This window comes from Halobacillus sp. BAB-2008, assembly GCF_000328325.1.
GTDB lineage: Bacteria > Bacillota > Bacilli > Bacillales > Halobacillaceae > Halobacillus.
In genome coordinates this window covers 46,252-66,472 of the sequence record NZ_ANPF01000080.1, presented here as the reverse complement: position 1 = coordinate 66,472, position 20,221 = coordinate 46,252, and the positions used below count along the sequence as shown (strand labels likewise).

The 20,221-nt window shown below is 46.0% G+C and carries 25 protein-coding genes, 1 riboswitch and 1 other annotated feature; of the genes, 5 read left to right on the top strand and 20 right to left on the bottom strand.

What is annotated here, in order from left to right; translation table 11 throughout:
* Positions 1 to 307 precede the first annotated feature (307 nt).
* A complete protein-coding gene (locus D479_RS20840) occupies positions 308 to 484 on the top strand; it encodes a hypothetical protein (protein WP_008639380.1) in 177 nt (58 codons plus the stop codon).
* Between the two features lie 252 nt (positions 485 to 736).
* Positions 737 to 2,626: an LTA synthase family protein gene (locus tag D479_RS16835; RefSeq protein ID WP_152413417.1), complete on the top strand. Its 1,890-nt coding sequence runs from the start codon at positions 737 to 739 to the stop codon at positions 2,624 to 2,626.
* A gap of 84 nt (positions 2,627 to 2,710) precedes the next feature.
* On the opposite strand, the gene D479_RS16830 is transcribed toward D479_RS16835, so the two are convergent.
* The gene (locus D479_RS16830) at positions 2,711 to 3,727 is read right to left on the bottom strand and encodes a DUF561 domain-containing protein (protein WP_008639377.1); all 1,017 of its coding nucleotides are present in this window, start codon (positions 3,725 to 3,727) and stop codon (positions 2,711 to 2,713) included.
* 21 nt (positions 3,728 to 3,748) lie between these two features.
* Positions 3,749 to 4,165, bottom strand: coding sequence for a glyoxalase/bleomycin resistance protein/dioxygenase (locus tag D479_RS16825; RefSeq protein WP_008639375.1), 417 nt, complete (start codon positions 4,163 to 4,165; stop codon positions 3,749 to 3,751).
* A gap of 129 nt (positions 4,166 to 4,294) precedes the next feature.
* On the opposite strand from D479_RS16825, the gene D479_RS16820 reads away from it, so the two are divergent.
* Entirely contained in the window at positions 4,295 to 4,720 is a 426-nt protein-coding gene (locus tag D479_RS16820) for a hypothetical protein (RefSeq protein ID WP_008639373.1), read from the top strand.
* Between the two features lie 135 nt (positions 4,721 to 4,855).
* Here D479_RS16820 and D479_RS16815 read toward each other — a convergent pair whose 3' ends face one another.
* A complete protein-coding gene (locus tag D479_RS16815; protein WP_008639371.1) occupies positions 4,856 to 5,710 on the bottom strand; it encodes an AraC family transcriptional regulator in 855 nt (284 codons plus the stop codon).
* 398 nt (positions 5,711 to 6,108) lie between these two features.
* Between D479_RS16815 and cyoE the strand changes: the two genes are divergently transcribed.
* Positions 6,109 to 7,026: a heme o synthase gene (cyoE, locus tag D479_RS16810; RefSeq protein WP_008639369.1), complete on the top strand. Its 918-nt coding sequence runs from the start codon at positions 6,109 to 6,111 to the stop codon at positions 7,024 to 7,026.
* A gap of 41 nt (positions 7,027 to 7,067) precedes the next feature.
* On the opposite strand, the gene D479_RS16805 is transcribed toward cyoE, so the two are convergent.
* The 15 genes from D479_RS16805 to D479_RS20830 all read right to left on the bottom strand — a co-directional run bounded on the left by D479_RS16805 (position 7,068) and on the right by D479_RS20830 (position 17,236).
* The gene (locus tag D479_RS16805; protein ID WP_241210942.1) at positions 7,068 to 7,559 is read right to left on the bottom strand and encodes a P-II family nitrogen regulator; all 492 of its coding nucleotides are present in this window, start codon (positions 7,557 to 7,559) and stop codon (positions 7,068 to 7,070) included.
* Positions 7,556 to 7,777 carry a hypothetical protein gene (locus D479_RS21085; protein ID WP_008639364.1) on the bottom strand — a complete coding sequence of 74 codons (222 nt, stop codon included), beginning with the start codon at positions 7,775 to 7,777 and terminating at the stop codon, positions 7,556 to 7,558. Before D479_RS21085 ends, D479_RS16805 begins: the two co-directional genes overlap by 4 nt.
* Positions 7,737 to 8,501, bottom strand: coding sequence for a DUF1538 domain-containing protein (locus D479_RS16800; protein ID WP_035388018.1), 765 nt, complete (start codon positions 8,499 to 8,501; stop codon positions 7,737 to 7,739). The genes D479_RS21085 and D479_RS16800 overlap by 41 nt, the downstream gene beginning before the upstream one ends.
* Positions 8,501 to 9,193, bottom strand: coding sequence for a DUF1538 domain-containing protein (locus tag D479_RS16795; RefSeq protein ID WP_008639360.1), 693 nt, complete (start codon positions 9,191 to 9,193; stop codon positions 8,501 to 8,503). Before D479_RS16795 ends, D479_RS16800 begins: the two co-directional genes overlap by 1 nt.
* 140 nt (positions 9,194 to 9,333) lie before the next feature.
* Positions 9,334 to 9,990 (bottom strand): DUF429 domain-containing protein, encoded by a 657-nt coding sequence (locus tag D479_RS16790; protein ID WP_008639358.1) that lies wholly within the window; start codon positions 9,988 to 9,990, stop codon positions 9,334 to 9,336.
* A complete protein-coding gene (locus D479_RS16785; protein ID WP_277422412.1) occupies positions 9,978 to 11,066 on the bottom strand; it encodes an MFS transporter in 1,089 nt (362 codons plus the stop codon). Before D479_RS16785 ends, D479_RS16790 begins: the two co-directional genes overlap by 13 nt.
* A gap of 5 nt (positions 11,067 to 11,071) precedes the next feature.
* Positions 11,072 to 11,233, bottom strand: coding sequence for a hypothetical protein (locus D479_RS20835; protein WP_008639353.1), 162 nt, complete (start codon positions 11,231 to 11,233; stop codon positions 11,072 to 11,074).
* A 66-nt stretch (positions 11,234 to 11,299) separates the two neighbouring features.
* Positions 11,300 to 11,560, bottom strand: a binding site (T-box leader).
* Positions 11,561 to 11,613: 53 nt separating this feature from the next.
* Positions 11,614 to 12,465, bottom strand: a complete 852-nt coding sequence (locus D479_RS16775; protein WP_008639343.1) for a VOC family protein — start codon at positions 12,463 to 12,465, stop codon at positions 11,614 to 11,616.
* A 111-nt stretch (positions 12,466 to 12,576) separates the two neighbouring features.
* The gene (locus D479_RS16770; protein WP_008639341.1) at positions 12,577 to 13,080 is read right to left on the bottom strand and encodes a GNAT family N-acetyltransferase; all 504 of its coding nucleotides are present in this window, start codon (positions 13,078 to 13,080) and stop codon (positions 12,577 to 12,579) included.
* A gap of 50 nt (positions 13,081 to 13,130) precedes the next feature.
* On the bottom strand, positions 13,131 to 14,147 hold the full coding sequence (locus D479_RS16765) for a ThiF family adenylyltransferase (RefSeq protein WP_039871690.1): 1,017 nt from the start codon (positions 14,145 to 14,147) through the stop codon (positions 13,131 to 13,133).
* Entirely contained in the window at positions 14,147 to 14,908 is a 762-nt protein-coding gene (locus tag D479_RS16760; RefSeq protein WP_008639336.1) for a thiazole synthase, read from the bottom strand. The genes D479_RS16765 and D479_RS16760 overlap by 1 nt, the downstream gene beginning before the upstream one ends.
* A 7-nt stretch (positions 14,909 to 14,915) precedes the next feature.
* Positions 14,916 to 15,119: a sulfur carrier protein ThiS gene (gene thiS / locus D479_RS16755; RefSeq protein ID WP_008639334.1), complete on the bottom strand. Its 204-nt coding sequence runs from the start codon at positions 15,117 to 15,119 to the stop codon at positions 14,916 to 14,918.
* On the bottom strand, positions 15,103 to 16,224 hold the full coding sequence (gene thiO / locus D479_RS16750; protein WP_008639333.1) for a glycine oxidase ThiO: 1,122 nt from the start codon (positions 16,222 to 16,224) through the stop codon (positions 15,103 to 15,105). Before thiO ends, thiS begins: the two co-directional genes overlap by 17 nt.
* Positions 16,221 to 16,796: a thiamine phosphate synthase gene (locus tag D479_RS20010; RefSeq protein WP_008639332.1), complete on the bottom strand. Its 576-nt coding sequence runs from the start codon at positions 16,794 to 16,796 to the stop codon at positions 16,221 to 16,223. The genes thiO and D479_RS20010 overlap by 4 nt, the downstream gene beginning before the upstream one ends.
* Before the next feature lie 89 nt (positions 16,797 to 16,885).
* A riboswitch (TPP riboswitch) is annotated at positions 16,886 to 16,995 on the bottom strand.
* A gap of 79 nt (positions 16,996 to 17,074) precedes the next feature.
* On the bottom strand, positions 17,075 to 17,236 hold the full coding sequence (locus tag D479_RS20830; protein ID WP_193743894.1) for a hypothetical protein: 162 nt from the start codon (positions 17,234 to 17,236) through the stop codon (positions 17,075 to 17,077).
* A gap of 167 nt (positions 17,237 to 17,403) precedes the next feature.
* On the opposite strand from D479_RS20830, the gene D479_RS16740 reads away from it, so the two are divergent.
* Positions 17,404 to 18,414, top strand: coding sequence for an LLM class flavin-dependent oxidoreductase (locus tag D479_RS16740; RefSeq protein WP_008639330.1), 1,011 nt, complete (start codon positions 17,404 to 17,406; stop codon positions 18,412 to 18,414).
* 44 nt (positions 18,415 to 18,458) lie between these two features.
* On the opposite strand, the gene panF is transcribed toward D479_RS16740, so the two are convergent.
* Together panF and D479_RS16730 are read right to left on the bottom strand one after the other, a co-directional pair.
* A complete protein-coding gene (gene panF / locus D479_RS16735) occupies positions 18,459 to 19,925 on the bottom strand; it encodes a sodium/pantothenate symporter (protein WP_008639328.1) in 1,467 nt (488 codons plus the stop codon).
* A complete protein-coding gene (locus tag D479_RS16730) occupies positions 19,922 to 20,203 on the bottom strand; it encodes a YhdT family protein (protein ID WP_008639326.1) in 282 nt (93 codons plus the stop codon). The genes panF and D479_RS16730 overlap by 4 nt, the downstream gene beginning before the upstream one ends.
* Positions 20,204 to 20,221 lie beyond the last annotated feature (18 nt).

Here is a 20,221-nt window from a genome sequence, read left to right as displayed (position 1 = left end):
TTTTCAATATAAATTTCAGAATTTTACTTATATTTTATTAACATATAAGGAAATCGGTTTCCTAAACAATGTTTAACCTTCTCCTTGTCTGCATACAAGACAAGATGATCCTTCCTCTTCCATGCCGGCATCTTTTTTTGCAGAAGAAAAAATGTATCACTATTAATATTTTCGTTTAACCCCCCATTTACTACCATGACAAGACTGGTAGTACTAAAGAATGAATTTAATATACAAAGAAGTAATTTCCTTTAACTTAGGGAATAGAATAAGTGAAACCTAAATCATTCAAGGGAGGAATCGCCACATGATATGGATGCTTTTGCTGATTCCGTTGGTATGCCTGATTGGAATTGCTTTATATTTTGATAAATCAAAGAAGAACAAAACAGGTGTGGATAACGAAAAGACGTATGAGGAAATCTATGAAAATAAAGGTGCCGCTACTAAGTCCGCAGATCCAAAATATACAAAGAACTTCTAAACTGATATAGGAAAGCCTTTCAGAATTTAGATTCCCACTAAAAAATGGTGTGAATTCTATAAGGGTATAAATGGCTGCATTATTTACAGTACACTGCAGGGATGGTCCCGAGGGCCTCCCCTTTTTTTTGTGAAAAACCGCACCATACCTCCCCGCCTATGTTTGTAAAGTACAACTATTTACTTTATGATGGAAATCTGATAGATTTGATTATTATTGTTAAACACCATTACCAGGAGGTTCATGATTTACATGAAAACTACCAATCCATTAAACAAAGGCTGGGTTTTCTTCTGGACCGCAGTAATATTACTGTGGGCAAAAACCTATTATGCCCTACAAACAGCATTTACGTTAGATATTGAAAACGGCGCACAACAATTCATTCTGATCCTTACACCAATCAGTTCTATCTTATTCTTTTTCAGTTTTGCATTCTTCTTCTCACCAAAGAGAAGAAATAAAGCATTTATGACCATTTACTTCTTAATGTCATTCATTCTTTATGCAAACGTCGTGTATTATCGTTTCTTTAACGATTACATCACCCTTCCTGTGTTGATGCAGTACAAGAACTTCGGGGATCTAGGAGGCAGTGCTCAATCATTGATGCACGTTTCTGATGTACTGTACTGGGTTGATTTCGTTCTTCTAATCGCATGGTTGGTAGCGAAAAAGACCAATCCGACGATGCACTTTAAGAAAAGAACCGTCGCTATGCTTTTTGCTTCATCCATAGGCTTTGCGGCAGTAAACCTGTCCATGGCTGAGGTTCAAAGGCCAGAACTGCTCGTACGTACGTTTGATCGCGCCAAACTCGTCAAACTGCTAGGAATCTACAATTATCACATCTATGATTCTGTGATGACAGCTAAAACATCGTCCCACCGAGTTCTTGCAGACAGCAATGAACTTGTTGACGTCTTGAACTACGTCAATTCCCAGCAAGGGAAAATGGGAGCGCACGGAGAGTTCTTCGGAAAAGCGGAAGGAAAGAACATTGTACTCGTTTCGCTTGAGTCCACGCAGAACTTTGTTATCGACAGAGAATTAAATGGACAGGAAATTACTCCTTTCCTTAATGATCTCAAAGATGACAGCTTCTATTTCAGCAATTTTTATCACAATACCGGACAAGGGAAAACCTCAGATGCAGAATTCATCATTGATAATTCCCTGTATGGACTGCCGCGAGGCGCTGTCTATACAACGAATGCAAACAACGAATACAATGCTACTCCGGAAATTGTAAAAGAGCACGGGTATACACCTGTGAGTTTCCACGGAAACCACGCAAGTTTCTGGAACCGTGATGTCATGTATCAAAACCTCGGGTACGACGAATTCTACTCGAAGAAATATTATGATGTAACAGATGAGAACTCCGTCAACTATGGTTTAAAGGATATTCCATTCTTTGAACAATCCATGCCTTTACTCAAAGAGCTGGATAAACCGTATTATGCAAAATTCATAACGATGACGAACCACTATCCATACATTATGAACAGCGAAGACATGAAGATGATTGATCCGGCCGATACCGGAGACGGTTCTGTTGACCGCTACTTCCAAACGGTTCGATACGAAGACGAATCTATCAAACGGTTCTTCGAATTGATGAAGGAGCAGGGAGAATACGAAGACAGTATCTTTATCCTTTACGGCGACCACTACGGAATATCCGAAAACCATAACCGTGCTATGAGTGAAATCCTTGATAAGGAAATTACTCCGTTTGAACATACACAGCTTCAGAAAGTTCCTTTGATCATCCATATTCCTGGAATGGAAGGAAAAGAAATGGATACGGTTGGAGGAGAAATCGATTTAAAACCTACGATTCTCAGCCTTCTCGGCATAGAGGAAGAAAATGATGTTCAATTCGGTACCGATTTGTTCAAAGAAGATCGGGAAAGTAAGACAATCTTCCGTGATGGAAGTGTCGTTACAGACGACTATGTCTATGCTGCCGAAGGAGACCACTGTTACGACAAATCGACAGGGGAAGAAGTCGACGGGGAAGCATGTACACCGTTGAAAAAAGACGCTCAAACGGAGTTGAATTACTCTGATAAAGTTGTTTATGGAGACTTGCTGCGTTTCTTAGATGAAAAACAAAATCAGAATACAGAGAAATAACCAAAAAAACTCGGCTGCGATGCAGCCGAGTTTTTTAATTACCCCAATTGTGAGTGCCTTCTCGCTTTTTGCAGTAAATCATAATCATTCCATGGCGGACTTGATAACCTCAGCAGCAGAACGATTATCACTTAATCGAGGGCTTTGTCCGGACCACAAAGACATGTACCTCGTATCCCCATTTTGAGCGGCTGCCGATCGAATCGGCTTCGTCAGGGAGTTCTGAAGTGGATACGGGAGGTGTGGCTTCCCTTCCATATGGCGTATAAACGCGTTCTCTATCCCCCTTGCCGGCTTTCCACTGAAACTTGCCGTAACTGCCGTTTCCGTCTCTCTTGCTCCCAAAATGGCTTCTTTGTGGCGTGGATGTGCTCCACTCTCTTTGCACGTTACAAAAGCAGTCCCCATTTGTACTCCAGATGCTCCCAGGGCCATTGCAGCACGGACTCCCCTACTGTCCATAATTCCTCCTGCAGCAATGACAGGGATTGTTACTTGATCGACGATTTGCGGTACGAGAGAAATCGTACCGATCATGCCTCCTCTTTCTGATCCAAGAAAGGTTCCTCTATGGCCTCCTGCTTCACTCCCTTGAGCAACGACCATATCCATTCCGCTTCTCTCATTCAAGACTGCTTCCTCCACATTCGTGGCAGTTCCAATTAATTGAATTCCCTCCTGCTTCAGTCTTTCCATTGTTTTACGATGAGGGATACCGAACGTGAAACTTACAATTGGTACGTTTTCTTCGATTAGGATACATACCTGCCTGTCGAAATGGTCCATGTCTGCTTCTGGAATCGGACTCACCTCCACCCCCAGTTCACGTCGATATGGTTCCAGCCATCGTTCTGCCTCCTCCATCTCCGCCTTGCTGTATGTTGGGTATTCCGGCACAAACAGGTTTACGGCAAAGGGACGATTTGTCAGCTGTTTAATCCGCTGAACAGATGTTTTCAAAGCGTCCCCGGTCATATAACCTGCCCCCAGACTTCCAAGCGCTCCGGTGTTGGAAACTGCAGCGACCAGCTCCGGTGTTGTCACCCCTCCGGCCATTCCTGCTTGTATAATCGGGTAGGTCAAACCTAATATCTCCTTCATATAATAACTCCTCTCTATGATTTAACATTGACATATCATCAGCATATTACCGTCCGGATCCTGAAAACTAAAGTAATGGCCATGTTCAATGGAACCGATCCATCCTGCTTCCATTTCCTGTACTTGAAGGTAAGCCTCATGGATGTCATTTGTATTCAAATGAAAGACCGGATTTTTATATATCGATTCCTGATTGTATCGTTTGCTGTCCAATACAATATTTACACCTGATAAAGGTAAGATATACAAATGATCGTGAGGAAATTCTTCTTTATACGGAACAGCCAACAGCCTGGAATACCACATGGCTCCCTGTCTGATATCCTGCACGGGAATGAAGACCGTTCCGATTTCCGGAAGAATCGCACCGTCTTTTTTTATATCTGTAGTACTTTTCTTGCCCCCTTTGGATAGCTCTTCTGATGCATGACCTGCCATTCGAACCACTCCATTCCTATGTAATGAGGTGCTTTTCGAAACTTCAAGCATATCTTCCTGTTGAAATGAATTGATTCCAAAGCTCGACACCCCTATAATTAGGAAAAGAAAGGATTGTGAGGAATCAACATGCTTTACATACGAAACATCGAAACAATCATTGAGGAAATCTATCAAGAAAACCAGTTGGATTTACAATACGAAGTCAACAGCACCCTGCCATCACCGATGAGCTTCAATGTATCCACCAATACGCTTGCTTACAATTACCTTCAAGTCAATGGATACATGAGCAAAGTAAAAATTCAGGAGTCAGAGGAAGACTTCGTCCGAATCATGATTTACCGTGAACTTGGCTATTATATTACGTTTAAAAAGCATCGGCCGGATATGCGCACCCTTCTATACGGCGGGGACGCGGAAGTCGCGGAGCTTAAAGCAGAAATAGAAACGAATGCATGGGATTACGGACGTGAACTCGTTCCTGACCGTCTGAAACAATCGTATGATATCGTACGAGAAAGGGACGGCATGCTGCTAAATGGCCGTTTATAATCGAGAAATTTACCCCTTGACTGTTTTTTCTTTTCCCCTTCCTTACATTCGTGTTCGATAAGGAAAAACCTCCATGTCTGGACCAAAATTTCCTATAAATAAAGAAAGGATCACCGCCGAGGGGTGATCCTTTCTTTATTTTACTGGAATCCATATTTCTGAGTAATACGAGTCACTGGAAGGATCTCCGTCCGGATAGACTTCCATTTCCGGTCCATTTCCTTGTGTAAATCCGCTGGAAGGAAACCATTCCGAGTAAATTTGTTTCCAAACCTTCTGTATGGCACCCGGCATGGAGCCATGCACTTCAAAAACCGCCCATTTCGATGCCGGTATTTCCAACATATCATACGATCCATCAGGTTGTTTCCCTTGATAGGAAGCCCCGATCCAATAGTCGATGGATTCGCCATTCCCAATGGTACAACAAACCCCGATAAGCCCTTCCATTACTCCATCATTCCAATCATCCAGATCATCTAATACACCATCCTCATTAAACTGCCGCCACATCTGTGGAATTATTTTCAAGTTCTCTCCTTCTTTGCAGGAGATCCGTTCTTTCCTTCCCATGATTCTGATTGCTTCTTTTTCCATGATTTGATACCTCATCGGCTCTACTCCTTTCAAGGAAACTTGAATAACCAGGCGGTTATAGAATACTAAGGATCCATTATAGTTTCGCGCATCCCGTGGTGACATGCCATGCTGTTTACGAAAAGCTTTCGAGAAAGATTCCGGAGAGTCATATCCGTACTTATAGGCGAGATCAAGGACTTTCCTTCTGCCTGCCATCAGCTCTCCCGCAGCAAGCGTCATTCTTCTCCTTCTGCAGTAGTCCATGACAGACGTATCTGTCAAGATCCGGAATAGGTGCTGGAAATGATAAACAGACATGTGGGCTTCTTTCGCAATATCCTCTATACGCAGTCCTTCCAATAGATGTTTCTCCATATAATCAACAGCACGCTGCATGGAATCGATCCACATCCGAACTTCCTCCTCTCTTAAAAAATCATATCAGTTATTCCTTCGCCCTTCCTGTCTGTTTGTGCTTTTTCAGGACAGATAAGACGTTTACACTCCCAAAAAATCCATAATGGATAAATGTCAAAAACTTGTCGTTTCTTATGGTTGCTTGTCAGGAATGCTTTCCGTAAAATAGTTGAGTGGGAGACCATTACCGAATGTATGTATCATACAAGCACAGGCAAGGCTGGTAGAAGACCCTTTGTCAGCCGCAATACCTGTTTTAAACTTTACCAGCATGCGACGTGGTCCGCCTGTACGTAACCTTGACATTAATTAAAACTGGATTTAACATACCGTAGAGTGTCATTTATTATCAAGGTCGGATCGATAATCTAGTAACAGGAAAGAGGAGAATCATGGAAAGGGAAGATATTCGGACAACAGAGAAACAGCCTCTTACAGACATTTTAGCGAAGACTGTAAAAACAGGCATTATCAAGTCTAACCTTGTCCCGATGTTCGCCGGGCTTACATTAGCATTATACACGTATGAATACGGATTGTTGGAAAAGCTGCCGGAGATAATTTTTGCCTTGATCGGATCGATCATGGTGATGGGTGCTGCCGGAGCGTTCAACAACTGGTATGACCGGGACATTGATGCCATTATGGAAAGAACGAAGACAAGGCCGACTGTAACCGGACAAATTAAACCGCGCCAGGTGCTCTGGCTTGCCAGTCTGATGGCCGTTTTAGGAGTCATCATTTTATCGCTTGCTACTCCGCTCGCAGGATTTCTCGGTTTCCTCGGGTTGTTTTTTTATGTCGTGCCATACACTATGTGGACGAAGCGAAGAACCATTTACAATACGGAAGTTGGAAGTTTGTCAGGAGCAACACCGCCTTTAATAGGTTGGGCGGCCATTTATCCGGACATTACACACCCGGCAATTTTAGGACTTTTCGTCATCGCACTTATTTGGCAGATGCCGCACTTTTACTCTATAGCCATTAGAAAACAGGAAGAATACACGGCTGCCAAGATACCCATGCTGCCAGTGGTGAAAGGTGCACGCCGTACTTATATTCAGACGAATATCTATTTAGTTATACTGATCGGCACAAGCTTTCTTTTAGGAACGCTCAGCCTCGGCCTTCTCCTCGTGTCTCTGCTGCTTGGTATAGGCTGGTTGGTGCTCAGCCTATACGGATACAGGAAGATGGATTCGGAGAAATGGGCAAAATATATGTTCATCTATTCCCTCATCCACATGACTGTATTGTTCACTACCGTCATCATCTACTCCCTTATGGGTGTGTTGTTCGGCTTATAATGTCAAAAGCAGTATAAAACACCGCCTTAACGGCGGTGTTTTTATTTATCACTTTTCCCAACGGGCAGATGATTGATGCCGGCCGTGTGCTCCACATCCATGACAAAGGCTATCCCCCGCCCTGGCTGATTCAGTTTAGCTCCCAATTCGATTGATTTCAGAACGGCATCTGTTTTTTCTTTTTCAATCAATGTCAATATGACTTCCTTTTCCGGCTCAATCAACATATTAAACAATCGTGCCTTTTCATGAATGCCTGTTCCACGTCCGGAAAGGATCGTTCCTCCTTCGGCACCTGCCTCCTTTGAAGCTTCCACCACTTTTTCTGCATCTCCCTTGTTCACTATTGTTACGATAAGATCGTAAGCAAGCGTCTTTTTCACCATTGGCTGAGCCACTTCCTTCCCTCCATCTTCCTCCTCAAGGCCTAGACCGACCATATGATTGATTCCGCTTATTCTCTTCGCATCGATAACCATCCCTATTCCGCTTCTCGGTTTTTGTAATTGGGCCGTTCTCTCAATGGCGTTCATGACCTCGGATAAATGGAATCGGATACGAGTGTCAATATAATCTCCCGTTCTCTTTCTACAGGAATACCAAGGAAGCGTTTTTTCTCGTCCGTCCGAAATCCCTTGCCGAAGAAAGTTGTACCGCCCTGCGCCCCCGCAAGAGTAGATGCATGAACAACTTTTTTCGCCTTTTCCTTTTTAACTATCGTAATAATGAGCTTCTGACCGTCCTTCATCATCCTGATGCTGCTCCTTCCGTTTGTAAATCATCCCTAACACCAAGACAGACAGGATGGGTGCCAGAGCGACGAGAGCAACCATTCCGAATCCATCAACTAAGGGGTCTCTTCCTTCCATCACGGTAGCAATACCAACAAATAAAGCAAGGACAAATGTCGCCGTCATAGGTCCTGTGGCTACACCCCCGGAGTCAAAGGCGATGGATGTAAACGTTTTCGAAGAATATTTTACTATAATCAGCGCTAAAATATAGCCCGGCACAACAAAAATCCAGATGGGTATGCCGAGAATGATCCGGATCATGGAAAGCGCAATGGAAATACCCACCCCGAACGACAAGGTGTATAAGAGAATTTTTTGTGGTATGTATCCGCCCGACGCCTTTTCTACTTGATGGGTCAGGACGCTTACCGCCGGCTCTGCATAAATCGCTACGAAGCCGATAACGAAGCCGATCGGGATAAGCATCCAACGATGGTGGATCGTGGCAAGCTTTTCTCCCATCATCGTACCTGCAGGCATAAACCCAATGTGGACCCCTTGCAGAAAGAAGGAAAGCCCAAGGAAGGTGAGAAGAAATCCGACAGCGATGTCTTTCATTTTGCTCCAGGATAGCTTGAGGAGAAAGAGTTGAAATAAAACGAAAAGGACTAATAACGGAATTAGAGCCACGGCCACGTCCACTAATACGGTTCCGAATCCGTGAAAAACGTCGGCAATCATCATCCATAAATCACCCCAAGCAGCAACACAGAAAGAATCGGCCCTATGGAGGCAAGGGCAACCAGTCCGAAACCGTCTGTTGCAGAGGTGCGTCCTCTCATGACCGTAGCAACCCCCACTCCAAGGGAAAGAATAAACGGTACAGTCAGTGGTCCCGTCGTCACCCCTCCGGAATCAAACGAAATCGGAATGAAAGAAGGAGGAGTGAATAATGCCAGCAGAAACACAAGCCCGTACCCCGGGGCTAACAGGTATGTAATTGGTACATGGAAAATGATGCGAAGCATAGAGAGGCCAACAAACAGGGCCACACCAAGAGCTACGGCTACTATGAGGATATTCCTCGGAATGTCACCTCCGGATACTTGATCGACCTGTGTAGCGAGAACGCGGACATCCGGCTCCGCCACGGTCACAACTAAACCGAGGATGAAGCCAAAGCCTACGATTACCCCTACCTTCTTTGTTTTCGACAAAGCAGAACCGATCCACTCACCAACAGGCAACAGTCCGATCTGCACACCAAGCAGAAAAAGGATAAGACCAATGCCTACAAAGACGACACCAGCGAGGAATTGAAAGAAAACTTCCATAGGAAGCCAGATGAGGGAAAACTGGAGAATGGTTACAACCAAGGTTATGGGAAGAATCGACAGAGTCACTTCCATCACGGTCTCTTTAATATTGTCCATCGCAAACCTCCTTAATTCCGAATATTCAGTAAATTAACGGCGTACGTTTGATAAGAATTTATCTTATTATATCATGAAAAGAATGGAAACATGACCGGATATACTAAATACCTGCCTATCGATGGATAGGCAGGCGATTTTTAAATGCAGTAATCATAGGGATGAAGAGGCGGTTCTGCCGGATACAGCCATGGAGAGTGATAAGCAGGGTCGATCCAATGCCATGCTCCGAGCGCTGCTGCACATGCATCCACCGTGTGGGATTCTTGAGCAAAGCTTTCGGGAATACCGATTAATTGCTGGCTTTGGAACCAGCGGAGAAGCTTACTGCGAATCTGCAAATCCTTTTTATATTCCAGTACTTCGGAAAGACTGGTTCCCATTCTCGATCCAATGACCGCACCGGGGTGAACTTCTACCAGGTGGACAGGGTATGCTGTCTCTGCTGTGGTTATTTCTCGGGACAATCGAATGCCCCTTAATGTAAGGTAGACCATTTTGGTCATGGTAGGAGCCATAATGGATCCCGGTTTCATCCCTAAACTTATTATGAAACGTTTCAATTCTTTGTCCTGCTTCCTCTCTCCTCCACCGTCTTCATACGAGAGCGGTGCGTCCATCCCAATCACTACTTCCGCATGTTCCGATTTTTCTTCAATAAAAGCAAGGATTTCTTCATCTCCTGCCGGCTGTATATGTGTGTGATAACCCAATGCCTCTCCTTTCCTCTCAAAACAAACCAATACCGTATCCTTTGTATTGCTCGGACCGGATAAATCGATTCCTATATAGTACAAGATCCTTCCTCCTCTTTAATCTCTTCATTCAACAGATTGCTCCCTGCGCCGCGAATACATATTCTTCGAAGCACGACAGCTCCGCTGAACATAATGATCGTCCCCGTCAGTACGGCCAAGCGTACAGATCCCCACTCCGCAGCAATAGATATAAAAACGGTCATCATTATGATGAGGACAGCTTCCATCATGCTGTACACACTGGCAATACGTCCCATCATTCTAACAGGAACATGGTTTTGATAAAACGTGTAAAACCCTGTGTTCGCAAAAGCTAAGGAAAAGGATAGAATAAAGAAACCGGAAGCTGCACCTACAACAGTCGTTGAACATGCATAAAGCAGGTACCCGGCCGACACGAAGAGAGGGCCCGTGCTTAACAAAGAAGACGCCTTCCATTTATGCGTATATCCGGCGTTACACAGAGATCCAACAGCTATGCCCACTCCTGCAACACTTACAAGCATCCCATAAGCAGCATCGGATATATGCAGAACATCTTTCGCAAATACCGCTTCCAGAGAATCGACGGCTGCCGCCATCACCATCATGAATTGAAACCAACCATAGATGAAAAAGACCCCCGGAACATGACGGCTGAAGTGGATAACCTCTCTCCAGTCCTCATGGAACATCCGAAATGTAAGACGATGCTCTGCAGAATCATTTTCTTTTACAGAGACATCAGGGAGCAGTAACATCAATAAACCAGAGACAAGAAAGGTACCTGCGTTCACATAAAAAGCCGCCTCAGGTGGCCAAAAAAGTAAGATCAAACCGGCAGCTCCCGGACCGATAAGAAAACCGCCGGACATGACGAAACTTTTCCAAGCTTGAAATTTCTGCCTGTCGTCCTTTGGTATAAGCATTGTTGCGTAAGTAAGCGAGCTTGGTTCAAAGACAGCGCTTGCCATGTTAACGAAGAAGACAATCACATATATGGCAGGAAGCTCTGTCAGAAACGCCAGAATCAGTATAGATGCTCCTCTTATAAGATCGAGGAAGATAATCATGTATTTGTGGTTCCATCGATCAATCAAAGTACCTGCCCAAAAGTTGGTCGATAAGCTGGCCAGTGGTTTCAGAAGATACAGGCTGCTACAGCCATCGCCGATTCGTTTTTTTCGAAGACAATCAAGTTTAAAGCGATCAGGTAAATCCAATCACCGAGGTTGGAAAGTCCAATCGTTGTCAGATACAGCTTATGGTACCTTCGTGTAAAGGGAACGCGGCCGCTCTCCATAGAATTTCCTCCTTGTCTATGGTTTTTTAGAGAATAAAAAAAGAACCTCCTCTCCAAGACATTTGTCTTGGGGACGAGATCCTTATCCTCGCGGTGCCACCCCAGTTTACCGATACGTCACCATACCGATCTTTTCAAGTACGACAAACTCTGCGTTTGCTTATACCCCTGCTCTGTAACGGGAGCTCCCGTCCTTATCATCCCCTGTATGGTTCCGATAAGAGGCTCGGAGATTTGGTTCAGAAGATATCCGCCTACCCCATTTCCAGCTGCAGGGGTTCTCTGTGAAGCATCAGCTCTTCCTACTCTTCTCTTCATCGCCTTTACTATTTCTAATATTATCCACATAAACATAGTTTTTGTAAAGTCCACCTATTTTATCAATTCGTCACGAGCCGTACCCGGTTTCCAGAAGGGTCCAAAAACATGGGGGTATCCTTGCCTGTAGAACGGTATCCGAGCGCATGGAGACGTTCCGTCGTTTCATCCACCGCGCTGCGTCCGGGGAGCACAAGATCGAAATAATGGAGACCCGTTGAAGTGGAAGACGGTGCCGGCGCTCCTTCTCCTTTCCATGTATTAAGGCCGATATGATGGTGATATCCACAATCGGAGAGAAATAAAGCCTGTGGAATGGAATCTGCAACGACTTGAAATCCTAACCCTTCTACATAAAAAGTCCGAGCGTCGTCTAAATTCGATACATGGAGATGAATATGCCCGATCCGTGCTTTCTCAGGCATCCCACTCCAGTGTCCATGCCGTTCACTCAATAAGCTTCCGGCATCCAATGGTTCCGTCGTCATACCGACTCTGCCATCCTTCCAACTCCATTTCGCGGATGGACGATCATGATAGACTTCGATACCGTTACCGTCCGGATCTTCGAAGTAGAGGGCTTCACTTACCAGGTGATCGGCACCGCCTGGTTGGATACCTTCCTTCATCAAATGGGCGAGCAATCGCCCAAGATCGCTTCTCTCCGGAAGCAGAATGGCAAAATGGTAGAGACCCGCTGCATGTTCATCTTTAGGAACAATTTCGTTATTGGTACGGATGCTCAGAATACTGCGAACGCCATCTGCTGTGAGTTCCACTCCCTCCGGATTTTCCTCCTGCACTTTCAAGCCAAGAACAGCTGTATAAAATTCGAGAGATCGGGTTATGTCTTTCACCTGAAGTACGACTTTATCTATATGAACGGCCGGGTTACTGAAGAAATGATGTTCCAATCCTCTGCCTCCTTTTTCCTACCAGTTTACACGATAACCATTGCCTGACAAGAAGGCACTTTCAAGTAACTTCGTATCCTTCGAGATACTATGCCGCAGGCACCTCTTTATCTAATCCCTTGTTTTGAGAGCATACAGACAAACCTTTTTATTATTTACGACGACCTCCTTTTCATATACCATGCCTATCTTTTCTGCTACGGATATGGATGGTAGATTTTCATGATGAATGAGAGCTATCAAGCGACTTATCCCTCGTGCCCTCCCCCGTCGAACGAGGCTTTCGGCAATTTCCGTCGCATATCCCTTCCTCCAATACTCTTTCCAAATCCAGTAACCAACTTCCATCTCCTGTTGTCCTTCGACGACCTGTGGAACCAAACCGGCGTGACCTATTCGTTGTCCTGAATCTTTATGAAGTATAATCATCAGTCCATTACGCTCATCCTCAGCATACGCCCGCATTATCCATTGGAGAAACCTGCGGGTACCATCTCGATCTTTCGGTTTCCCGTCTCCTATGTAACGCACCATTTCCGGTTCTTTCACCATATGGAATAAAAAATCTTCATCCTCCTGAGTATACGGCCTGAGAATTGTACGAGTAGTTTCCATGGCTTCTCCTCCTTTTCGGTTAAAAAAAGAGACACCTCCAGTGCCTCTTTTCATGTTTCAATATATTTATGATAAAGCAATTGTGCCTTCTCTGCATCCTTCACCCCGTGAATAAGGGCTCTCCCATCCTTGAACAGGACAAACCGGTAAGTATCGACGGAAAAAGATATCAGATGGCTGTTTGCTTTCCAATCGGAAACGCGGGTGGACAACCTTCTGCGCAGGTTTTCAAACATACCGTCTTGGGGATCGATCGGTCGGACTTGAACCGTATCCCGCCCACAGAGAACGGCTGTTTTCATCTTTTTGCGTTGGATCAGGTAAGGGTAGGAGGCTGACTCCGAACAGGATGGACATTCCTCATCGGACAGACCATCCAGAGAAATCGATGCGTGCTCCCCTTCCCACACATTAAAATAAATCCATTCTCTATTCGGTATTTTACCGGTCAGATATTGTAGAGCCAACACCGTTTGATAAGAGGCGGTCATTTGTACCGCGGGACCGATGATGCCTAATGAGTCACACGAGCCTCCATCTGTGTCGATATAGTCTTTCAAACATTGGAGACAGGGAGGTTCCTCAGGATCGATAAAGGCTGCTCCTCCGCTTGCTTCCACGCACCCTCCATAAATCCACGGGATGCTGTGTTTGGCAGAGACATCATTAATAAGAAAACGGGTATGAAAATTGTCGGTAGCATCCATCACCAGGTCGACACCTTTCATAAGTTTCTCTGCGTTTCCACTATGAAACTCCTGAACGATTCCTTCCACGGTAATACAGGAATTGACTTTGACCAACCGCTGTTCTGCTGCTTTGGCCTTCGCGTGTACGGCCCGGACGTCATCCTCTGTATAAAGATGCTGCCTTGTAAGGTTGCTCCACTCTACATAATCACGATCAACTATCGTCAATTTTCCAACCCCTGCCCTTGCAAGCATGTCCGCAGCCGCGCAGCCCAGCGCCCCGGCTCCAATGATCAGCACATGTTTATTCGCCAGGGAATGCTGACCATTCTCACCGATTCCTTTAAAACGCATCTGCCTTGAATAACGATCATTTATCACTGGATCATCCCTGCTTCCGGGCTGCTTGCCGTACCATACTGCCGTTCCTCCGCACGGCCTGCTTCATACCCAAACCGACCCCCTTCTACGGCAAGCTTCATTGCTGCTGCCATCTTTACTGGATCGCATGCTCCTGCTACAGCCGTGTTAAGAAGTACACCATCCGCACCGAGTTCCATCGCCCAGGCTGCATCTTTCGGACTTCCGATTCCCGCATCAACAATGACAGGAATGTCCGACTGTTCTATGATAAAACGCAGATTCAATGGATTTACAATACCCTTCCCCGATCCGATAGGGGAAGCACCCGGCATAATGGCATGCACCCCGGCCTCCTCCAGCCGTTTCGCAAGGACGACATCATCAGAAGTATAAACAAGCACAGTGAAACCCTCCTCCAGCAATTGAACCGACGCTTTCATCGTTTCAAAGGGATCCGGCAGCAGCGTTTTATCACAGCCGATTATCTCGACCTTGATCATATCGCATAATCCGGATGCTTTCGCTAGTCTGGCAATTCGAACCGCTTCCTCTGCAGTCTTCGCTCCGGCCGTATTTGGTAGCAGGGAATACTTCTCTAAATCGATGGACTCCAGGAGGTTCGGTTCCTCTTCATTAAAGATGTTCATTCTCCGCACAGCGAAAGTAAGTATTTCCGTTCCAGAAGCCTCTACCGCTTCTTTTTGCACATCAAACGACGGATATTTTCCTGTTCCTAGCATCAATCTCGATGTGAATGTCTCGTTATTAATCTTCATTTTTCCTTCATCCTCCTCCTACGAAATGAACGATCTCCACGCTGTCCCCACTTTGAAGACGCTCTTTATCGTATTCTTCTTTATTTAGTATTTTCCGGTTAAGTTCCACAACAGAAAAACGTGTCCGAATATCTAATTGTTCCAGGAGATCAGCTACGGTGCTGTCTTCTCCTCTACATTCCACCACTTTCCCATTAACGTGTATGTTCATAGACTCCTCCAATCTGAAATCTTGCCGGTGAAAACAAACCCTCATACTTCTTTGCAAACGTGCCTTTCTCAAACAAGCTCTGAATCAGTTTTCCTGTTGCAGGAGCAAGAAGGATGCCGTTCCGGTAGTGACCCGTTGCAAAGAAGATGCCTTTCTCTTGTGGATGCTCTCCGATGACCGGGCGCCCGTCCGACGTACCAGGCCTTACTCCGGACCACCACTTCTCAAGCGGCTCCTCTCTAAGCGCCGGGAAAACGCGAAACACCTGATCCATCAAGTCGGCAATTCCGCCGGCAGAAGTCGATTCGCTGCCATCCCCTTCTCTGGAGGTGGCTCCAATAACGATGCTTCCGTCCCTCTTCGGTACGACATAAAAAGAAGGAGAGAAGTAAGTTTCCTGAAACAACAGGTTCCTCGGTTTAATAGAGAAGCATTCCCCTTTCACTGGAACCATCGGGTTTGGTAGGCCTGTTTCCCTGAACCATGGTCCACTGTCTGCCCCGGCAGCGACGACGATACGCTCTGCGAAGATCTCTCCTTCATTCGTCGTCACCTCATATCCTTGTCCGCTCTTCCTTATGCGGATGACGAAGCACCCATCCTTAACGGTGCTTCCGAATGACCGTGCGCCTCGCTTGAACGCTTCAGCCACTTTTTCCGGTTTTACGTTGCCGTCCTCCCGAATCCATAAAGCCCCGGAGGACTTAACCCACGGATGACGGATTTTCATCTCTCGATCGTCCAGCCAGGAGAGAGAGGGAAAAGATTGCTGCTTCTCCTGCAGTTCTTTCGCCTCCCTCTCATCCAAAGCGATTTGGAGCATACCGTTTGTAGTCAGCTGAATGTCGATTCCGGAACACTGGTACAATTCTGTTTGCAATTCGTTATACATATCTCTGCTCTTGACACAAAATTCATGGTACAGTCCCGGCGTCCGGTTTTCCGTGTGGACCCCCAGCATCCCTGCAGCAGCCCCTGTCGCTCGTCTGCCACCTGTACCTTTATCCAGCACACACACATCGGCCCCTGCCTTACTAAGGTGATAAGAAATAGAATGACCGATGATGCCTCCACCAACGATTACCGTATCCCAATGGTTCTTCATGAAAGAATCGCCTCCCGATAATTTTCTGCTGCCGAAATTGGATCCTCCGCGCCGAAAATACCCGACTGCACAGCCACGCCTGCTGCTCCTGCCTTCCGCAACAGAGATATATGCTGTGGCTGAATCCCTCCGATAGCGAAAACAGGAATAGCCAACCCTCCGGTAAGCTCCATCAACGAGCTTATCCCCCTGGGTGGCGCGTTCCGCTTACTGTCCGACTGAAATATATGACCGAAGAGAACATAGTCCGCGCCTGCCCTCTGTGCTGTTCTGCCTGATTCCAAACTGTGAACGGAAACCCCTCTAACCTTCCCTGTTCCTACCTTAAGATCATCCATACACCTCTCTGGATAATGGACGCTTCGATCCGTACGATCTGCAATTCCACTATGCTTGTGAACCGTCCACTTATCAGAGACATCCATCAAGTCTCTAAATGCAGCTTCATAATCCACCAAAGACTTTGAGTTATCTCGGTAAATGACAGTGTCGACATACGGATCAATGGCTGGAATTATACTCTTCAAGGTGACGGGATCCATCTCGTCTTTTGTAACGGCTAAAAGTTTCATAGCTTTGTTCCCCCCAATAAAAAATGCCACTTTCCAGAAGGAAAGTGGCATACTTGAACATACGTACACGTGAGTGCAGCGTGATTGTTTTGATATAGCCGCCACTTTCCTCCGCTGGTTTGAGCCAGTTCAGGTTCAAAGAGTCCCGAAGTATCACTTCGATCTCAGCCTTTTCTTAAAGGCACCCCTAGTGCATGTGCTTATTGATTTTGTAATGCATGTGTTCATCCTACAATACATTGAAAATTCCGTCTACCATATTTTTGCAAGGTACTCCGTCATCTTTTCCTGAATGCTCTCCGTTCTGCATAGGTAACGCACGTCCGGCAAACGACGACAGCCCTGCCTTCATCATTGTAATACCGCGATGGATCCACTGGTTTACGTCCACATATCACACAACGTTTCCTGCCAAGCCACCGGTTCAAAAAATTTTTCATTATGCTTCGTCCCCCTTATCTTCTCTGTCTTAAAAAACACCCATATCTAGTTATAATATACCAGTATTTTAGTCCCGTAAATAATAGAGAAACAAAACATTTTGAAACACGAAATAATCTTGTTAAGATATGCTATAGGATTTTCCTAAAGAAAGAAGGTAAACGATATGACGAATACATCTTTTTCCGATACAAAAATATCCGTTCTTGACCTTGTCAGTGTAAAAGAAGGCAGGTCTACGAAACAGGCTTTTGAAGATACGATAAGCTTAGCCCAACACGCAGAAAAGCTCGGTTACAACCGATACTGGATGGCAGAACATCATAACATGCCCGCCATCGCAAGTTCTGCTACGGCTCTCGCTGTCAGTCACGTCCTTCACCATACGTCTGAGATCCGCGTTGGTTCCGGGGGTGTGATGCTTCCAAACCATGCACCACTGATTATCGCCGAGCAGTTCGGAACGCTGGAAACACTATTTCCGGGACGAGTCGACCTTGGACTTGGCCGTGCTCCGGGTACGGATCAAATGACGGCAAGAGCAATGCGCAGGCATTTGGAGAGTGATCCAAATGAATTTCCACAGCAGGTAGACGAACTTAGGGGATACTTCCGGGGGGATAACCCGGTCCATGCCTACCCAGGAGAAGGAACAGACGTGCCGATCTGGCTGCTCGGGTCAAGCGGGTTCAGCGCACAGCTTGCAGGACAGCTCGGGCTGCCGTTCTCGTTTGCAAGTCACTTCTCTCCGAACAATACACACGGAGCACTGAATCTTTATCGTGGAAGCTTCAAGCCATCTGGTGAGCTGGAACAACCTTATGCCATGCTCGGCGTCCACTTGATTGCAGCGGATACCGATGAAGAAGCGACAAGGCTTGCGACTTCACTGCAGCAACAGTTCTTGAATCTCGTGCGCGGCACGACAAAACTGCTGCAGCCGCCTGTAGATGATATAGAACAAGTTTGGACGTCTCAAGAGAAAATGGCCCTTCATCAACAGCTTGGCGCTTCAATTATCGGGAGCAAAGAAACCGTTAAACGGAAGCTGGAAAAATTCCAATCCGAAACACAAGCGGACGAAATTATGATCACCTCTCCGATCTATGACCATGAAGCACGTCTTCGTTCCTATGAAATCGTCTCAGAGATTATGAAAGAAACCAATAATCATTGATGTAGAGAAAAAAGCCACGATTATTATATAATCGTGGCTTCTTTCTATACCTTCCAAAGCTTCTCTATAATTTCCTCCTGCACCCTTCTATGGCGTTCACCTGTCAAAAGACTTACCAGGACATAGATGACAAGTGCCGTAAGAACAGGCAGAATGACGGTATGCATCCCAAAAGGGTTATCCCAAAAACTGTAGATAATGATATAGCTGCCAACGCCGGTCAACATAGAAGCAAGTGCGCCGCTTGCGTTTCCTTTTTTCCAATACAAACCGAGCACGACCGGCCAGATGAACGCGGCTTCAAGCCCGCCGAAAGCGAATAAGTTGAGCCATATTAATAATTCCGGCGGCTGTATGGCCATAGCAAACACGAGTATTCCAATCATGGCAGTTACTCCGAAACTTATACGCTTTACTGTAGAATCGGAAGCATCCGGCTTTATATAGTTGATATAGACGTCTTTAACGACCGCAGAACTAACCAACAGCAACAGCGAATCAACGGTGGACATGATCGCGGCCATTGGAGCGGCAAGCACAATTCCTGCAAGCCACGGCGGCAATACTTCCATTGCTATTCTCGGCATAACGGTATCTCCTATTTCTATACCAGGCAAAACGGCGCGGGCAAAGACTCCTGTTAAGTGCATGCCAAGCATAATGACTCCGACAACGATGGTGCCGATGATCAACGCCCGGTGCATCCCTTTTGAGCTCTTATAGCTCATTGCTCGGACAGCAACCTGCGGAAGACCGATGACCCCTATCCCGACAAGTACCCAAAAAGAAGATACATACGCCGGTGTCAGGGATCCATCGGCTCCATAAGGTGATATCAAGTTAGGATTTTCCTGAGCCAGATCGTTGATGATCGCTTCCACACCGCCTCCTGCGACGATCGTACCGATTAAAATGATGACGGTACCGACGAACATGACAATTCCTTGAACCGTATCGGTAATCGCGACCGCACGAAACCCTCCGATAATGACATAGATGAGCACCGATACGGCGAACAGCGCCAGTGCCGTTGTGTACGAAAGGCCGGTCATCGTTTCAATAAGACGCGCTCCCCCAACCCATTGGGCAGCCATTGCCGAAAATAGGAAAACGATAATACTGAATGCGGCAATCAGCACGACCCATTTGCTGCGATACCTTTCCTTAAGAAAATCAATCAGGGTAACAGCCCGGATTTTACGAGCCATGATGGCAAATTTCTTACCTAAAACGCTCAGCACGAAATACCCGGTGGCTAGTTGGGACATCGATAGCAGCACCCAGCCCAGCCCCATCGTATAGGCAACACCGGGGCCCCCTACAAAACTAGATGCACTCCCATAAGTTGCTGTCATCGTCATGGCGAGGATAAAACCGCCCAGTTCTCTGCTGCCAAGAAAGTATTCTTGAAGGAAGTCAGATGCGGTCTTCATTCGTGCCGATGCATAAAACCCGATAAAGAATATGACGGCGAGAAAAACGAGGAGAGGTAGTACGACTTCCCAATTCATCGGTCTCCCTCCTCATCCAGCGGCACCTCTGTAAAGAAGCAGCGCACAGCAAAGATCACGACAACGAATATAAATCCTGTTACAGCGATACAGCTGTAGAAGAACCACGCCGGCAGACCCCATATATATTGATAATCTTCGACCGGTTCCGCCCCCAGCCCGTAAGCGAAGCCGAACCACAGGAGGAAGTTTACAACTACGATGCCGATACCAATCCATGCTTCATGGTTGGCAATACGGTACCGCGGATCATCTTGTTTGTTTCGATTTTGTTCCACTTTCCCTTACCCCTTTCT

Bases quoted from the DNA above. Each gene is read 5' to 3' on its own strand.
- D479_RS16770 (WP_008639341.1), bottom strand. From the start codon at position 13,080: ATGGAAACTACTCGTACAATTCTCAGGCCGTATACTCAGGAGGATGAA.
- D479_RS16760 (WP_008639336.1), bottom strand. From the start codon at position 14,908: ATGAAGATTAATAACGAGACATTCACATCGAGATTGATGCTAGGAACA.
- D479_RS16815 (WP_008639371.1), bottom strand. From the start codon at position 5,710: ATGTGGATCGATTCCATGCAGCGTGCTGTTGATTATATGGAGAAACAT.
- D479_RS16835 (WP_152413417.1), top strand. From the start codon at position 737: ATGAAAACTACCAATCCATTAAACAAAGGCTGGGTTTTCTTCTGGACC.
- D479_RS16740 (WP_008639330.1), top strand. From the start codon at position 17,404: ATGACGAATACATCTTTTTCCGATACAAAAATATCCGTTCTTGACCTT.
- D479_RS20010 (WP_008639332.1), bottom strand. From the start codon at position 16,796: ATGAAACTTTTAGCCGTTACAAAAGACGAGATGGATCCCGTCACCTTG.
- thiO (WP_008639333.1), bottom strand. From the start codon at position 16,224: ATGAAGAACCATTGGGATACGGTAATCGTTGGTGGAGGCATCATCGGT.
- D479_RS16830 (WP_008639377.1), bottom strand. From the start codon at position 3,727: ATGAAGGAGATATTAGGTTTGACCTACCCGATTATACAAGCAGGAATG.
- D479_RS16825 (WP_008639375.1), bottom strand. From the start codon at position 4,165: ATGGCAGGTCATGCATCAGAAGAGCTATCCAAAGGGGGCAAGAAAAGT.
- D479_RS16795 (WP_008639360.1), bottom strand. From the start codon at position 9,193: ATGGACAATATTAAAGAGACCGTGATGGAAGTGACTCTGTCGATTCTT.
- D479_RS20835 (WP_008639353.1), bottom strand. From the start codon at position 11,233: ATGGAGAGCGGCCGCGTTCCCTTTACACGAAGGTACCATAAGCTGTAT.
- D479_RS16800 (WP_035388018.1), bottom strand. From the start codon at position 8,501: ATGATTGCCGACGTTTTTCACGGATTCGGAACCGTATTAGTGGACGTG.
- panF (WP_008639328.1), bottom strand. From the start codon at position 19,925: ATGAATTGGGAAGTCGTACTACCTCTCCTCGTTTTTCTCGCCGTCATA.
- D479_RS16805 (WP_241210942.1), bottom strand. From the start codon at position 7,559: ATGAACGCCATTGAGAGAACGGCCCAATTACAAAAACCGAGAAGCGGA.
- D479_RS16820 (WP_008639373.1), top strand. From the start codon at position 4,295: ATGCTTTACATACGAAACATCGAAACAATCATTGAGGAAATCTATCAA.
- thiS (WP_008639334.1), bottom strand. From the start codon at position 15,119: ATGAACATACACGTTAATGGGAAAGTGGTGGAATGTAGAGGAGAAGAC.
- D479_RS21085 (WP_008639364.1), bottom strand. From the start codon at position 7,777: ATGATGAAGGACGGTCAGAAGCTCATTATTACGATAGTTAAAAAGGAA.
- D479_RS20830 (WP_193743894.1), bottom strand. From the start codon at position 17,236: ATGAAAAATTTTTTGAACCGGTGGCTTGGCAGGAAACGTTGTGTGATA.
- D479_RS20840 (WP_008639380.1), top strand. From the start codon at position 308: ATGATATGGATGCTTTTGCTGATTCCGTTGGTATGCCTGATTGGAATT.
- cyoE (WP_008639369.1), top strand. From the start codon at position 6,109: ATGGAAAGGGAAGATATTCGGACAACAGAGAAACAGCCTCTTACAGAC.